Annotated in this window: 14 protein-coding genes and 1 pseudogene; 2 read left to right on the plus strand and 13 right to left on the minus strand. The window is 67.7% G+C overall.

Annotation, left to right across the window (positions count from 1 at the left end):
* Window positions 1–52: 52 nt before the first annotated feature.
* Window positions 53–352, minus strand: a pseudogene (locus tag ACT535_RS16015) (Dabb family protein); the annotation flags it as partial.
* Window positions 353–459: 107 nt separating this feature from the next.
* On the opposite strand from ACT535_RS16015, the gene ACT535_RS16020 reads away from it, so the two are divergent.
* Both ACT535_RS16020 and ACT535_RS16025 read left to right on the plus strand, forming a co-directional pair.
* Entirely contained in the window at window positions 460–1,374 is a 915-nt protein-coding gene (locus ACT535_RS16020) for a LysR family transcriptional regulator (protein WP_168459577.1), read from the plus strand.
* A gap of 80 nt (window positions 1,375–1,454) precedes the next feature.
* Complete coding sequence (locus ACT535_RS16025; protein WP_476365176.1) at window positions 1,455–1,769, plus strand: hypothetical protein; 315 nt, start codon at window positions 1,455–1,457, stop codon at window positions 1,767–1,769.
* 18 nt (window positions 1,770–1,787) lie between these two features.
* Here ACT535_RS16025 and ACT535_RS16030 read toward each other — a convergent pair whose 3' ends face one another.
* From ACT535_RS16030 to ACT535_RS16085, 12 genes are all read right to left on the minus strand, one after another.
* The gene (locus tag ACT535_RS16030) at window positions 1,788–2,192 is read right to left on the minus strand and encodes a carboxymuconolactone decarboxylase family protein (protein WP_476365177.1); all 405 of its coding nucleotides are present in this window, start codon (window positions 2,190–2,192) and stop codon (window positions 1,788–1,790) included.
* Between the two features lie 47 nt (window positions 2,193–2,239).
* On the minus strand, window positions 2,240–3,001 hold the full coding sequence (locus tag ACT535_RS16035; protein WP_168459574.1) for an ABC transporter permease: 762 nt from the start codon (window positions 2,999–3,001) through the stop codon (window positions 2,240–2,242).
* An 88-nt stretch (window positions 3,002–3,089) separates the two neighbouring features.
* The gene (locus tag ACT535_RS16040; protein ID WP_476365447.1) at window positions 3,090–3,923 is read right to left on the minus strand and encodes an ABC transporter ATP-binding protein; all 834 of its coding nucleotides are present in this window, start codon (window positions 3,921–3,923) and stop codon (window positions 3,090–3,092) included.
* A gap of 113 nt (window positions 3,924–4,036) precedes the next feature.
* Window positions 4,037–5,083, minus strand: a complete 1,047-nt coding sequence (locus tag ACT535_RS16045; RefSeq protein WP_476365178.1) for an ABC transporter substrate-binding protein — start codon at window positions 5,081–5,083, stop codon at window positions 4,037–4,039.
* Window positions 5,084–5,246: 163 nt separating this feature from the next.
* Entirely contained in the window at window positions 5,247–6,176 is a 930-nt protein-coding gene (locus ACT535_RS16050) for an NAD(P)-dependent oxidoreductase (RefSeq protein ID WP_476365179.1), read from the minus strand.
* 24 nt (window positions 6,177–6,200) lie between these two features.
* On the minus strand, window positions 6,201–7,013 hold the full coding sequence (locus tag ACT535_RS16055) for an alpha/beta fold hydrolase (protein ID WP_476365180.1): 813 nt from the start codon (window positions 7,011–7,013) through the stop codon (window positions 6,201–6,203).
* Window positions 7,014–7,123: 110 nt separating this feature from the next.
* Complete coding sequence (locus ACT535_RS16060; RefSeq protein ID WP_210254541.1) at window positions 7,124–7,903, minus strand: GntR family transcriptional regulator; 780 nt, start codon at window positions 7,901–7,903, stop codon at window positions 7,124–7,126.
* Window positions 7,904–7,975: 72 nt separating this feature from the next.
* Window positions 7,976–8,782, minus strand: coding sequence for an N-acyl homoserine lactonase family protein (locus ACT535_RS16065; RefSeq protein WP_168459570.1), 807 nt, complete (start codon window positions 8,780–8,782; stop codon window positions 7,976–7,978).
* Window positions 8,779–9,789 carry an NAD-dependent epimerase/dehydratase family protein gene (locus tag ACT535_RS16070; protein WP_168459569.1) on the minus strand — a complete coding sequence of 337 codons (1,011 nt, stop codon included), beginning with the start codon at window positions 9,787–9,789 and terminating at the stop codon, window positions 8,779–8,781. The genes ACT535_RS16065 and ACT535_RS16070 overlap by 4 nt, the downstream gene beginning before the upstream one ends.
* 21 nt (window positions 9,790–9,810) lie before the next feature.
* Entirely contained in the window at window positions 9,811–10,536 is a 726-nt protein-coding gene (locus ACT535_RS16075) for an enoyl-CoA hydratase/isomerase family protein (RefSeq protein ID WP_476365181.1), read from the minus strand.
* Window positions 10,537–10,708: 172 nt separating this feature from the next.
* The gene (locus tag ACT535_RS16080) at window positions 10,709–13,666 is read right to left on the minus strand and encodes a putative bifunctional diguanylate cyclase/phosphodiesterase (protein WP_476365182.1); all 2,958 of its coding nucleotides are present in this window, start codon (window positions 13,664–13,666) and stop codon (window positions 10,709–10,711) included.
* 182 nt (window positions 13,667–13,848) lie between these two features.
* Complete coding sequence (locus ACT535_RS16085) at window positions 13,849–14,343, minus strand: LolA-like protein (RefSeq protein WP_476365183.1); 495 nt, start codon at window positions 14,341–14,343, stop codon at window positions 13,849–13,851.
* Window positions 14,344–14,405: the final 62 nt, after the last annotated feature.

Consider the following 14,405-nt stretch of genomic DNA (forward strand, 5'->3'; position numbering starts at 1 on the left):
CGGCGGCGGGCGCACGGGCCTCGATGGCGCCGAAGGCGGCATCCTCGGCCACATAGTCCACCTGGAAGCGGGCGATGCGCAGGTCCGCCAGTTCCTGGCGCACGCGCAGATGCTCCGGATGGGAGGCGTAGGCGGCGAGATCGGCGGCAGTGGCGAATTCGGACACCAGCACCACGTCGCAGGCATAATCCACATCGGAGATGTCGAGGCCGATCTCGACGCGGGTCATGCCGGCGACGCGGCCGCGCAGGCCCTCGAATGCGTCCTTGACCTTCTGCCGGGCGGCGGCGCGCTCCTCGCGCGTCTCTCCGCTCACGCGCCACATCACGATGTGGCGGATGGGTCCCATCATTGGCGTTTTCCTCGACCTATTGGTCTTTCGTTGGATGTGAGTTTTGACTTGCGCGCAGCGGAAATAAACGGGATTTTCCGGAACGGTCTTTTGCGCGAAATGGAAATATGGATCGCCTGACCCAGATCGAGGTGTTCGTGAAGACCGCCGAGCTGCGCAGCCTCTCGCGCGCGGCGGAGGCGCTGGGCATGTCCAATGCCGCGGCGAGCCGGCATCTCGCCGCGCTGGAGGAGCGTCTTTCAGCCCGTCTCGTGGAGCGCAACACCCGCCGCCTCTGGCTGACCGAGGCGGGACAGGAATTCTACCAACGCAGCGGCACGCTGCTCACGGAGCTGGCGGAGGCCGAAGAGGCGGTGAACGAGCACACCCTCGCGCCGCAGGGGCTGCTCAGGGTGACGAGCTCGCTCTCCTTCGCCACCATCTATCTTGCGCCCATGCTGCCGGAGTTCCGCAAGCTCTATCCCAAGCTCAACGTGCATATCGCGGTGGCCAACCGCTATCTCGACTTCATCGAGGCGGGCATCGACGTCGCCATCCGCACCCGCCTGCACGAGCCGGACACCAACATCATCGTGCGCCGGCTCGGGCGCATGCGGCGGGTGCTTGCCGCATCGCCGGCCTATCTGGAGGAGCACGGCCGCCCGCGCGAGCCGGCCGACCTCACGCGGCACGACATGCTAGTCTACAATCTCGCGCAGGACCCCTTCTCGCTCCGCCTCACCAAGGGCGACGCGGAGCGCACCGTGCGCATCACCGGCGCGCTGGACTGTAATGACGGGCAGGTGATCCGGCAGGCGGCGCTATCGGGGCTCGGCATCCTCATCCAGCCGCTTTACATCGTGCAGGAGGATCTCGCCTCGGGGCGGCTCGTGGCGGTGATGCAGGATTGGCAATTGCCCATGCTGACCATGAACATCGCCTATCAGAATAGGGAGCGCCTGCCGGCGAAGATCCGCGTGTTCACGGACTACCTCGTCAACTATGTGCGGCAGGCCTCAAGCAGTGGCATCTGGTCGGCGTGAGCGAGGCTGGCGCCGCTGTCGCCGGCCTTCAAGCTGCGCCATGATGGCGGCCCCGACACCCCTGTCATCACGGGCCGCCCATGCAGCATATCCTCGGCGCCTTCTCTGCCCTCGACCCGCTGATCGCGCTGGGGGTGTTCATCGCCACGGCCGCCACTGATGCCTGCTACGTGGCCTTCACTTCGGCCGTAGTGGCGCGCCGGCGCCTCTCGGCGGCCAACTGGTCGAGTGTCTGGTACATGCTCTCCTCGTTCGCCGTCATCAGCTACACGGAGAACTGGGTCTATGTGGTCTTCGCGGCGATAGGCTCTTGGGTCGGCGCCTTCCTGTCGCTGACCCTTCTCCACCGCCCCGGCGGGAAGGCGGCGCCTGTCGGCTCCTCCCCGCCGGACTAGCGATTGCGGCCGCGATCCTCAGCCAGCCGCGGCGGCATCCACCTCGCGGAACACCTCCTGCGCGATACGCGAGGTCTCCAGCGCCACCGGGACGCCGCAATAGATGGCGATCTGCAGCACCACCTCGCGGATTTCATCGCGGGTGACGCCGTTGGTCAGGGCGCCGCGCACATGGAGCTTGAGTTCGTGCGGACGGTTCAGGGCCGACAGCATGACGATATTGAGCATGCTGCGCGTCCTGCGTTCCAGCCCCGGCCGGCCCCAGATCGCGCCCCAGCAATATTCGGTGACCAGTTCCTGCAGAGGGCGGGCAAACTCGTCCACATTGGCCATGGAGCGCTCCACATGGGCGGCGCCCAGCACGGCCTTGCGGATCTCCATGCCCTTGTGCAGCAGGCTGGCGGTTTCGGTCGTTTCGGTCATCTGACTGTTCCTGAATGAATTTGCGTGACGTGAAGGGCGGGCGAGGATCAGGATTTCGGCTTGCCGACGATGAGGCGCTTCTCGACGAGGGTCACGGCAAGGTCGAGCACCAGCGCGAAGACGGTGAGCACGATGATGCCGGCGAACACGGCATTCACGTCGAAGGTCGCCTCCGCCTGGAGGATCAGGTAGCCGACACCCCGGGCCGAGCCGAGATATTCACCCACCACCGCGCCGACGAAGGCCATGCCCACGGACATGTGCAGGCTGGAGAACACCCAGCTCAGGGCCGAGGGGATATAGACCGTGGTGAGGAGCTGGCGCCGGTTCGCGCCCAGCATCCGTGAATTGGCGAGAATGACCGGGTTCACTTCCCGCACGCCCTGGAAGACGTTGAAGAAGACCACGAAGAACACCAGCGTCACGCCCAGCGCGACCTTTGAGCCAATGCCGAGGCCGAACCAGACGATGAAGATCGGGCCGAGGATGACCCGCGGCATGGCGTTGAGCGCCTTGATGTAGGGATCGAACAGGGCTGCTGTGAGCGGCGAGAGGCCGAGCCATAGGCCGATGCCGATGCCCGACGCCACGCCGAGCAGGAAGGCGAGCAGCGTTTCGATCAGCGTGGTGGCGAGATGGACGAAGATCTCGCCCGTCACGAACCAGCTGACGATCTGCTGGAACACCAGAACCGGATCGCCGAAGAAGAAGACCGGCAGGGCCTTGGCCCGCACCAGCACATACCAGGCGATGATGAGGGCAGCGAACAGCGCCGCCTGGAGCGCGGTGAGGACGATGGGGCCCGGCATCGGTCGGCGGCGGGGCCGCCGTTGCGGGCGGGCTGCGGGGCGGCCGGGGGCAGTGCGGCCAGAGGCGCTGGGATCGGCGATCACGGCGTCAGTCCGCAAGTTTGCGCTGATTTCGCTCATAGGCTTTCAGGACCTCTTCCTTCATGGCGTCCCAGATCTGGTGGTAAAGCTCGACGAAGCGCGGCGTCATGCGGATCTCCGCGACGTCGCGCGGCCGCGGCAGGTCGATGCGGAACTCGGCGATGGGGTGCGTGGAGGGGCCGGCGGAGAGAATGATGACCCGATCCGACAGGGAGATCGCCTCTTCCAGGTCATGGGTGATGAACAGCACCGACTTGCGATAGGTGGTCCAGAGCTGGAGCAGCTCGTTCTCCATCAGCACGCGGGTCTGCACGTCCAGGGCGCTGAACGGTTCATCCATCAGCACGATCTTGGGATCGCGAATGAGCGTCTGCGCCAGCGCGACACGCTTGCGCATGCCGCCGGACATTTCGTGCGGAAAGCGCTCGCCATGTCCGGAAAGCCCGACGCGGGCAAGCCATTCATTGCCCAGCTTCTCAGCCGCCTTGCGCTCCGTCCCCGCATATTCGAGGCCGGTGATGACGTTGGACAGCGCGGTGCGCCACGGCATCAGCGCGTCCGCCTGGAAGAGATAGCCGGCATCCGCATTAATGCCCTCCAGCGATCGGCCATAGACGCAGATGTCGCCCTCGGAGGGCTCGAGCAAACCGGCTGCCACATTCAGCAGGGTGGACTTGCCGCAGCCGGTGGGGCCGACGATGGAGACGAACTCGCCATCCCCGACGTGGAGGCTCGCGTCGTTCACCGCCGTATAGGCGCCGAAGCGGACCGAGACGTGGTCGAACAGAAGGGCCGGCGGCGGCCCGGCGTGAGCGGAGAGGTCACCGAAGGGCGCGGGCATGCGGAGGGGGCCGGCTTCCGGTTGAAGGCCGAGGGTCATGAAACGTCTCCCTGAGGGCGCGGGAACTGGGGGGCGCGGGACCGAGGGGCCGGCATCGGCCACTCGGCGACACGTCAGTGCTTCGCGGCCGGGCCGTATTTCTTCAGCGCACGTTCCACGAGGCTGTTGTCATAGGTGCGCGGGATGTCGAGGCTGGCCGATTTCAGCGCCGGCTCCATCACCGAGATGGTGGCAAGCACGTTCTTGGCCGCCTCGGGCGTCACGATGCCGTCCCACTGGAAGGCGGAAAGGTTCTGCTCCAGCGATTTGCGGTAGAGCGCCTCATCGGCCTTGTAATACTCGGCGGGCACAGAGGCGATGATGTCGTCGATGCTTGCGGTCTTCAGCCACTGCATGGCGCGCACCAGGGCATTGGACACGGCCTGCGACGTATTCGGATTGGCCTTGATGAAGTCCGTGCGCGCGTAGAGACAGTCGGCGAGGTAGGGGCCGCCGAAGGCGATCTGCGATCCTTCCGCGTTCCGGCTGTCCACGAGCACCACCACTTCCTTCGCGTCCGTGAGCGAAGTAATGGCGGGATCCAGATTGACGATGGCATCAAGCTCGGTGCCGGAGCGGATGGCGGCGACCGCGCTCGGGCCGGTGCCGATCGAGATGAAGCTCGCATCCTTCCAGTTGACGCCAGCCCGCTCCAGCAGCTGGGCGACGAAATTCTGGGTGGAGGCGCCCGGCGCCGAGATGCCGATCTTCTTGCCCTTGAGATCCTTGACGCCCTTGATGCTGCCAGCGTTCGAGGCACGGACGGCGAGCACGTTGCCCGGATAGCGCCCGAAGACGGTGAGGCAGGTGAGGTCCTGGCCCTTCGCCTGCAGCCGAAGCATGTGTTCGTAAGCCCCTTCGCCGATGTCGGCTCCGCCGGCGACCACGGCCTGCAGGGCCGCGGTGCCAGAGCTGAAAGCCGTGGAATCCACCGTCAGGCCTTCGTCCTCGAAGTATTTCTTATTCAGCGCGACGAAATACGCGATCTTATTCATCTGGCTGATGGAGCCGCCGACCGCGATCGAGATCTTCGGCTTCTCAAGGCCCGCGGCCCCGGCAGCGACCGGCAGAAGGGCGAGGCCCATCCATCCGGCGGCGATGATGCTTCTGACGATGGACATTGTTTCCTCCCGGCGATGCGACATGTGCTTGGCGGCGTCGCGTGAGGGACGCTCTGCGCCCCCTCTTGTTCTGACTTATTGTATGACAATATGGCCAACACGCGGGATGTCAACCACCTCCGGCTGACTTTCCGTCACCCGGCCATCCGGCTGGAAATCGCCTCTATTTTCCCCTGTTGAGAATCCCGTCCAGCGTGGCGCGATCGACCTTGATCGCGACGCCGGCGCGCTCTTCCTGCACCAGCATGGCGACGCGGGAATCCCTTTGCCCCCAGCCGCGGTTGCGGGCCTCCGTCATCTCGGCCAGCGTCATCTCGGTGAACCGCGCGGGAACGCCGACCTCCTGTGCCAGCGCCGCGGCCAGCGACACGTCCTTGAACGCAAGATCGAGGGCGAAGGACACGTCATCAAACGCCGCCGGCAGGAACTGGTCGGCGAGGCGGTCCACTGCATTCTGCCGCCCGAGCGATCCCTCCCGGATCGCAGCGAAAAGGGTGGCGGGGTCCACACCGGCCTTGACGCCAATGGTAAAGACCTCTGCCAGAACCATCTGGATGCCGTAGTTTGCGCTGTTGTGGACCAGCTTCGCCGTGGTCGCAGCCCCGAGGGGGCCGAGGAACATCACCCGGTCACCGAGCAGATCGAGAAGCGGCCGGCTGGCCTCGAACGCGCCAGCGCTGCCACTCACCCAGATGGCCAGCCGACGCGTACGCGCGCCCTTGGGTCCGCCGCTCACCGGGGCATCCAGCAGGTCGACGCCGAGGGCCGCGAGGCGGTCGCCGAGCGTGCGCACCGCTGCCGGCGCGCTGGTGGTCATGTCGATGATCGTCGCGCCGGCCGAAAGCCCCTCAGCAAGGCCGTCGGCGTCGAACACCACCGCCTCGACCTCGGCCGGGCCGGGGAGCATGGTGAAGATCTCGCGGGTTCTCGCGGCGACATCGCGGGGCGTCGGCACCCAGAGCGCGCCCAGCGCCTCGAAGTGTGCCGCAGCCTCGCGCCGGCGCGTATGGATGACCAGTTCCCGGCCCGCTTCGAGGAGGCGCGTCGCCAGCGGAGCCCCCATGGCGCCGAGGCCGATGAAACCAATGGGCACGAGCGTCTCCTCCTGCCGCGGATGTCAGAGAGCGTCGAGGAAGGCGAGAAGGTGCCGGTTCACCTCATCCGGAGCTTCCAGCGGCGCCATGTGCGAGGCGTCGGGGATGATCTCCAGCCGCGCGCCGGGGATGCCGCGCGCGATGACCTCGGATGCCGCGACGGGCGTCGTCGGGTCCTTCTCCCCCACCATCACCAGCGTCGGCTTCGCGATCTCGCCGAGACGCGGCGCCACGTCGAGAGTCGAGATCATGTCCCACATGGCGGCGTGAACGTCGGGATCGGCCGCGCGCAAGGTCTTCGCGACCCGGTCGAGCACATCGGGCCGCCGCGCGGCGAAGCCGGCGGTGAACCAGCGCTCCAGCGTCGGCGCGACGATCGCTTCCATGCCGCCCGCCCGCACCTGCGCGGCACGCCCGCGTACGGCCTGGCGTCCTGCCTCGGCAAAGGTGCTGACCGTATCCATGAGGCACAGCGCGCGCACGAGATCCGGCCGGGCGAGCGCCAGCGTCTGGGCGATCATGCCGCCCACGGACAGCCCCACCACGCAGGCCGGCCCCGCCTCGGCCCGCTCGATGACCCGGGCGAGATCGGCGGCCGTATCGTTAAACCCGAATGACTCGCCGGGCGCCCGCGACGAGCCGTGGCCCGCGAGATCGTAGGCGATCACGTCAAAGCGTTCGGCGATCACACCGAACTGCCGGTCCCAATAGGTCAGGTCGAGCGCGACGGCGTGGATGAGCACCACCAGCGGAGCCCCACGGCGACCGGCGCGCACCTGATGGAGGACGGGGGCCGTCTCTGCTGGGAGCGGGCTGAAGGCAGTAGCATCGGACATCACGCAAGCTCCTCGGCGGTCCACGCTGGGCGTGCGCCATCAATCCCCCGCCAAAGCGGGAGCGCGGGTATTCTCGAAGAAGAGGCGCGGCCCCCGCGCCTGAAGGCGGACTACATGCGGGCGAGGCGCGGCTCGACTGCGGGCGGAGCAGCGGCCCCCTTGTCCCTGGACGTTTCCTTCGCGCCCCGCTTGCGAACCGGCCGATCGCGCTCGGCCTCCTTGGCGGTGAGCACCGCATCGGCGATGGCGGCGGCGTTCATCACATGGCGGCGGCAGGCCTGTCCGGCCGCCTCGGGATCGCGCCGGGCGATGGCCTCCATGATGTCGCCGATCTCGGCGAGGCTCTTCGCAAGCCGGCCGGGCTGGGACAGCGTGTGGGCGCGCAGCATGGTGACCCGCCAGTGGATCATGCGCAGCATGTCCTCCAGCATCGGATTGTGCGCGCCGGCCGTGAGCGCCGCATAGAAGGCAGTCTTCACCAGCAGGAGATCACTGCCCGGCTTGCCGCGGCTGGCTTTCCTGAAGGCGGCGAAGGCGCTTTCCAGCGCCTTGTGCTCGGCCTCCGTGGCCCGCTCGGCGAAGCAGCGGCCCGCCATCTCCTCCAGCGTCGCGCGCAGCTCATAGATCGAGCGCGCATCCTCGGCGGTGTAGATGGCGACGATAGGCCCGCGATGGGGGATGATCTGCAGGATGCCCTCCGCCGCGAGCTGGCTCAGGGCCTCCCGCAGCAGGGTCCGGCTCACCTGGAACATCTCGCAGATCTCGCGCTCCACCAAGCGATCGCCCGGCTGGAAGCGCCCTTCGAGGATGGCGGTGCGCAGGGCCTCGATCACCTGCTTCTTGAGCGATGCCGCCTGGTGCATGGCTGCAAGGCTGGCTGGCGTGGTCATTTCGGGTTTCCTTGGCTGGCGTCCTTGGCTGGCGGTCCCGGTGGATTCACTGCGCCGTCTGCGGCGACGAAATCAGATGACGGGCGGTTCGTCGAGCCGCACGACGATGCCTTCGAGTTCCGGCTTCGGCGGCCGGTAGCGCTTCATCACCAGAGGATCGTGCCCGGGGACGATGTGGTCCGGCGAGGGCGCGGCGGCCTTCAGGCGGTCGAAGCCTTCCAGCATGCACCCCACGTGGAAGGCGGTGACGAAGGGGCGCTCGGTGTCCATGTTCTCGTAGAAATGGGTCACGTCCGACGCCAGCACCACCGGCCCGCGGCGGGTGTTGACCCGCACGAACTGGAGCCCCGCGGAATGCCCGGGCGCGGGGTGCAGCGTCACCCCCGGCGCGAGTTCCGCACCGCCGTCATAAAAGCTGACCCGACCGGCATAGTTGGCGCGGACCATGCCCACCACATCCTCCACCTCGAAGGAATGGCGCAGGCGCCGGTAGCGCATGTAGCGTCCCACCGCGTAGTGCATTTCCGCCTCCTGGAGGTGGAAGGTCGCGGCGGGGAAGAGATCGAAATTGCCCACATGGTCGTAGTGCAAGTGGGTGAGGATCACATCCTGCACCGTCGCCGCATCAAGCCCCACCAGCTTCAGCGCATCTGCCGGGCAACGCAGGAAATCGCGCTTGCGGCGCGCCGCGACCTCGGCATTGAAGCCCGTATCCACCACGAAGCTGCGCGCCTCGCCGACGATGGCCCAGACGTAATAGTCGAGCGGCATGGGGGCGTCGTGAGGATCGCCGCCGATGAAATTGTCCGCCCGCTTCGCATCCCGCGTGGCGTAGCGGATGGCGAAGACCTCGTAGGTGGGAACCGTCTGTGCGCTCATGCCGCCTGCCCCTTCGGGTGAGCCCCACCCGCGCCGATGAAGGCGCGGTAGCGCTCCGCATAGTCGCGGATGCCCTGTTCCAGCGTGAAGTCCGGCGCCCAGCCGAGCACCGCGCGCGCCGCGGAAATGTCGAGGGAGGCGCGCATGCGCGCATTCACCTCCTCCAGTGGCGACAGCGCGTCGCCGATCTCGATATCGGCGCCCGGCACCACCTGCCGGACGATCCGCGCCACCTCCGCCGCCGCGGTCGCCTGCCCCGCCGCCACGTTGAAGACGCGCTGCGCACCTTCGGGCTGCGTCGCTACCGCAAGGGCGCGCACGACTGCCTTCGCGCAGTCCGGCACATAGGTGTAATCGCGTTTCATCGGCCCGCCGGTCGCGAACCGCACGGGCCGGCCCAGCACCGCACCCTCCACCATGGGCTTGATGAACATGGGCGTGCGCATGCCGAGGCCATAGATGGCTGTCACGCGCAGCGCCAGCACGTCGAGTGCGTGGAAGGAGGCGTAGGCGAGGCCGATGGCCTCGCAGGCCATCTTGGTGGTGCCGTAGTGGCCGGCGGGATTGCCCCGCACCACCGAGAAGACCGGATCAGTCTCCTTCAGCGGCGTGCCGTCCCCGCCATGGTAGGCGGCATTGCTCGACAGATAGATGAGCCGCGCCATGCCGAGCTGCCGTGCCGCTTCGCAGGCATTCACCATGCCGGTGATGTTGGTGTGGTAGGTCGCCGCCGGCTGGGCGAGGGAGGTCTCCAGCCCCACGATGCCGGCGCTGTGGACGATGGCCTCGATCCGCTCGGTGCGGCACACGTCCATGAGACGCGCGAGGTCGGTGGTCTGACCGAGCGCATGGACGACGTCGCCCACCTCCGCCGCGGCAAACGTCGCAAGGGCTTCCGGCCCCGGCGCCGCCATGTCGTAGCTTACGACGCCATGGCCGGCGGCAGAAAGCGCCGCCGCCACGTGGCTTCCGAGGAAGCCCGCCCCTCCCGTCACCAGCACGCGCATGGGACGCCTCCCGCTCCGGCCTCAGCCATGGGCTTTCTGCGCCCGCTCGGCGAGCAGGACGCTCATGAGCGAGACTGCGTATTCGCTGCGCTGCGGATCGGAGAGCCCGGCGGCCTCACGGCCGAACTTGCGCAGCAGTGTGATGGACTTGGGGTCCTGGGCGGCGATGAAATCGGCGACCCGCAGCGCTTCGGCGAACGCGGAGCCGGGTGGCACCACGGACGTGACGATGCCGTAAGCCTCTGCGTCGGCAGCGGAAATTTCCCGGCTGGAGAGGGACAGCTCGAAGCCCCTCTTGTAGGAGACGAAGCGGAACAGGTAGGACAGCACGATCAGCGGCGGCATGCCGTGGGACATTTCCGGCAGGGCAAAGCGGGCATTTTCGGCCGCGACCACATAGTCCGCCTGGGCCGACATGCCGAAGCCCCAGCCGAGCGCAAGGCCTTCCACCGCAAGGATTGTCGGCACCGGCAGGGCGGCGAAGGCGGCGTTCACCTTGAGGATGGCGTTGAGGTCGTCCGCAACCTCGGATGCCCGGGTCAGGCCCTTCTTGCCGACCCGGCCGCCGCAGAAGTTGGTGCCCTGCCCCCGCACCACCAAGGCCCGCATACTCGATTGATTCGCAAGGCTTTTGGCCGTTTCGGCGAGGCCCAGAAGGGCCTCTGTATCCAGATGGTTCGGCTCGCCCTGTCCCACCAGTGTCAGGACGACGACGCCATTGCCTTGTTCCTCGACGCGAACGGCCATTCCCGGGGCTCCCTGCGCGGCCGTCTGGCGGGCCGCCTTGGTTCTTCGTACCGGGGGAGTGTGGCACCCGCCACGCAGAATGTAAACTGATTGTACGACAATATTCGAGACAGACAAACGGACAGCCGTGACCCTCGCGCACGAAGGCGGGGAGCGCCCCGAAGGCGCTCGGTCAGCGCGATGCGGACCGAGCGCCCGCGGCCCCGAAAGTGTTGGAAAACAAGGCCTCGAACCGCTCCGGCGGCAGCGGGCGGCTCCAGAAATAGCCCTGCCCGAAGGTGCAGCCGTGGGAGGCGAGGAAGGCCATCTGCCCCGCCTCCTCCACCCCCTCCGCGAGGATCTCGATATCCAGCGCCCGGGCCATGGCGATCATGGCACGCACCAGCTCGCCATCCACCACGGACGCGGGGAGATCGCGCACGAAACTCTGGTCGATCTTCAGGCGGGAGATGGGGAAGCGCTTGAGGTAGGCGAGGGAGGAATAGCCGGTGCCGAAATCGTCGATGGCGATCCTGACACCCAGTTCCGCGATGCGGTTCAGCTTCGATTCAGCACCGGTATCGGCACCGAAAAGCATGCTTTCGGTGATTTCGAATTCGATGCTGTCAGCCGGCACCCCGGCGGCGGCCAGCGCCGCCTCGGTCCGGGCGCAGATGTCGGTCGCGGCGAGCTGCCCGGCGGAGATATTCACCGCGACGAATCCGCATGGCAGCCCGGCCTTGCGCCAGGCCGCCATCTGGGTGCAGGCGGTCGCCAGCACGAAGTCGCCCAGGGGGACGATGAGGCCGGTCTCCTCGGCGACGGGGATGAAGCGGTCGGGGCCGATCATCTCCCCCTCGGGGGTGATCCACCGCACCAGCGCCTCGGCGCCGACGATGACCTGGTCCTCGAGCCGGACGATGGGCTGGTAGTGGACGGTGAATTCGTGCTCCGCCAGCGCCCGGCGGAGATTGGCCACCAGTTGCACGCGCGCCCGCGCGTCGCGGGTCAGGGCGTCGGTATAGAAGGCGTAGGTCCGCCCGCCCCGGCTCTTGGCCTGGTAGAGGGCGGCATGGGCATGCTGGAGCAGGGTGGTGGCGTCGCCCGCGTCCTCGGGGAAGAGGCTGATGCCGATGCTGGCATTGACGAAGAGATCGGCGACGCCCTCCGCTGCGAACGGCTCGGCCAGCGCCTCGATGAGGCGCACGGCGAGGCTCACCGCCTCCTTCGGCCCCTCGCTCCCGTCGATCACCACGACGAATTCGTCGGCGCCGTAGCGGCCGATGGTGGCGTCTTCCGGCACCGTCCTGCGGATGCGCTGGGCGGCCGTGCGCAGCACCCTGTCCCCGGCGGCAAAGCCGAGGCTGTCGTTGATGGTCTTGAGATGTTCGATATCGACGTAGAGCACGGCGCAGCGTGTGCCCTCGCGGGTCAGCTCGTGCTCGATGAGCGAGTAGGTCAGGGTGCGGTTGGGCAGGCCCGTGAGCGGATCGTAGCGCGTCAGGCGATCCACCTCGATCTCGGAACGGCGCGCCTGGGTGATGTCGTTGAAGGCGCCCACATAGCTTTCCGGCGCGCCGGTGCGGCCGTAGACCGTGCTGATGACCGTCTGCTGCAGATAGAGCGTGCCGTCCTTGTGGCGGTTCCAGATCTCGCCGCGCCAGACGCCGCTGTCCTTCAGGGCGGTCCACAGGAGCTGGTAGAACAGCCGATCGTGCCGCCCGGAATTCAGGAACCGCATGTTCTGGCCGAGCACCTCGGCCTCCTCGTGGCCGGTGATGGCGACGAAGGCCGGATTGACCGCGGTGATGCGTCCGGAAAGGTCCGTCACCACCAGCCCTTCCTGGGTGTTGGTGAACACCGCCTGGGCCAACGTCAGGCGATGCTCGGTCGCGCGGCGGGCCGTTGCGTCGGAGGCCATGAGGATGATGTATCCGGCGCCCTCCGGGCTGTCGCGGGCGATGGACTGGACGCAGGACAGCCAGATCTCCTCGCCCGCTTGGGTGAGGTGGGGCTGGTCGCCGCGCGGCTCGACCACCGTTCCCGAGGGCAGCGATGCGACGTCCGCGCGGCCGGTATTGCCGCTCGCTCCGGCGCGGAGGTTCGGCCGCACGTCGGCATAGCTGCGCCCGAGCAGATCCTCCCGGCCATAGCCCAGGAGGGCGCAGAGGGTTTCATTGACCCGCAGGAAGCGCCCATCGAGGTCGAGATGGGCAATGCCCTCGGCGGCCTGCTCGAAGGTCGCCCGGAAACGTTCCTCCGCCGCATGCAGCGCGGCCTTCTGGTCCGCCTCCGCGATGGCGGCGCGCAATTGCTGGCGCTGCACCATCAGGATGGCGAGAATGCCGGCCACCAGCAGACAGGCCGCGGCCGTGATGGCGGAGAGGAAGGCGACGCCGCGCACGTCGTCCACCACGTCGGCCGTGGCGACGCTGGCGATGAGTACAGCATCCGCGGCCGGGATCACCGCCGCGGCAGCCAGCAAGGAGGAATCGCCTTGCGGCTCCAGAATCCTCGCGACGCGGCCCGCCATTCCGTTCTGGGCGAGTTCCGCAAGGGACCCCGGCAGGGACGCCCCCTCTCCAACGATGCGCCATTCGCCCGGACCGGCGTTTCCGGTCGCGGTCCTCGTGACGATGAGCACCCGGCCGCTATCGCCCATCACGCCAAGGAACGCCGCGAGACGCCTGAAGCCTCCGCCGCCGTGGGCGACGATGTCTGCGGTCGAGGCCTGCGGCGCCTGCGGCGGCACCGCCAGCATGCGCCGCGCCACTTCCGCGTCGATGGAGCGCGCGACGACCTCGGTCATGAATTCGAGCTGCCCCGTCCGCTCTTGCAGCAGCCTGTCAGAGGCCGACCGGAAGACCGCGTAGCTGATGAGCCCCGCCGGGAGCGTGACGAAGGCGAGGATCAGGAACAGCACCCAGCCCCGGAGGGTGAGGATCGGCCGCGCCCCGCCCGTCCCCTGGGCCGCAGTGTGCAGCGCCAGATAAAGCAGGGCGGTCGTCACCGCGACGAACACCAGACCCTTGAGGGTGGAGAAGACGCCGAAGCCGATGGAGCCCCCGACGCTCTCGATGAAGCGGTCGGACAGGTAGATCCACAGGGTGGCACCGATCGCGTAGGCGATCGTGACGGTCGCGATGTACATCCTGCGTGTCATCGTCGATCGTCTTTCAATGCCAGCCTGCGTCTGGCCCCACTCTACAGCCGGCGGCCCGCCGGGCGAAGCGCCGGTTTTCGCTCGACCCTGAAAAATCTGTGAACTCAAGGAGGTACGCCACCCCTCCGCCCCACAGGTGAGGGCGCGCGGAAGCGACCGGACGGATGGGCTCAGGGGGTGGGCGCGACCACGTTGTCGAAGCTGATGACGACTTCCGTCTTCTGCTGCTGGGAGGTCATGCGGATCGGCAGGCCGCTGTCTACCGCGATCCAGACCCGCTGAGGATCCAGCGCGCCGGCCCCGGGCATGGGCGGGGGCGTGTAGTCATAGACCACCGCGTTCCTGCCCTGGAACGTCTCCGCGCCCACGCGCCGGCAGTCCTTCAGGCTGGATGCGCCGGGGATAACGCTCTTCTGCATCTGCACGCGCCCGCCGGGTCCAAGCGGCAGCTTCGTCCATTTGGCGCCGTGCTTGACGTACATGTCGTCGCCGACGATCACGGATTCCATGAGCAGCGTGCCGCCCAGCGAGGTCGCCTGCCGGTAGGCCGGGGCCTTGCTGAGGCGATCATAGGCGTCCGCCACGCTCTGGCAGTCATCGGCCTGCGCCGACGCGACCGGCACAAGCAGACACCCCAGCACCAGGACGGCTCCGGCAGCGCGCATGACGTATCCCTTCAGATCAGGCGCGGGAGCCCAGGCTGCGCCATCGGTTCATTCAGCCGGCC

The sequence above is a fragment of the Xanthobacter sp. DMC12 genome (genome assembly GCF_056314105.1).

What these genes read in the sequence shown, in the direction of transcription:
- ACT535_RS16020 (WP_168459577.1), top strand. Translation starts at nt 460, where the DNA reads ATGGATCGCCTGACCCAGATCGAGGTGTTCGTGAAGACCGCCGAGCTG.
- ACT535_RS16025 (WP_476365176.1), top strand. Translation starts at nt 1,455, where the DNA reads ATGCAGCATATCCTCGGCGCCTTCTCTGCCCTCGACCCGCTGATCGCG.
- ACT535_RS16030 (WP_476365177.1), bottom strand. Translation starts at nt 2,192, where the DNA reads ATGACCGAAACGACCGAAACCGCCAGCCTGCTGCACAAGGGCATGGAG.
- ACT535_RS16035 (WP_168459574.1), bottom strand. Translation starts at nt 3,001, where the DNA reads ATGCCGGGCCCCATCGTCCTCACCGCGCTCCAGGCGGCGCTGTTCGCT.
- ACT535_RS16040 (WP_476365447.1), bottom strand. Translation starts at nt 3,923, where the DNA reads ATGCCCGCGCCCTTCGGTGACCTCTCCGCTCACGCCGGGCCGCCGCCG.
- ACT535_RS16045 (WP_476365178.1), bottom strand. Translation starts at nt 5,083, where the DNA reads ATGTCCATCGTCAGAAGCATCATCGCCGCCGGATGGATGGGCCTCGCC.
- ACT535_RS16055 (WP_476365180.1), bottom strand. Translation starts at nt 7,013, where the DNA reads ATGTCCGATGCTACTGCCTTCAGCCCGCTCCCAGCAGAGACGGCCCCC.
- ACT535_RS16060 (WP_210254541.1), bottom strand. Translation starts at nt 7,903, where the DNA reads ATGACCACGCCAGCCAGCCTTGCAGCCATGCACCAGGCGGCATCGCTC.
- ACT535_RS16065 (WP_168459570.1), bottom strand. Translation starts at nt 8,782, where the DNA reads ATGAGCGCACAGACGGTTCCCACCTACGAGGTCTTCGCCATCCGCTAC.
- ACT535_RS16070 (WP_168459569.1), bottom strand. Translation starts at nt 9,789, where the DNA reads ATGCGCGTGCTGGTGACGGGAGGGGCGGGCTTCCTCGGAAGCCACGTG.
- ACT535_RS16075 (WP_476365181.1), bottom strand. Translation starts at nt 10,536, where the DNA reads ATGGCCGTTCGCGTCGAGGAACAAGGCAATGGCGTCGTCGTCCTGACA.
- ACT535_RS16080 (WP_476365182.1), bottom strand. Translation starts at nt 13,666, where the DNA reads ATGTACATCGCGACCGTCACGATCGCCTACGCGATCGGTGCCACCCTG.
- ACT535_RS16085 (WP_476365183.1), bottom strand. Translation starts at nt 14,343, where the DNA reads ATGCGCGCTGCCGGAGCCGTCCTGGTGCTGGGGTGTCTGCTTGTGCCG.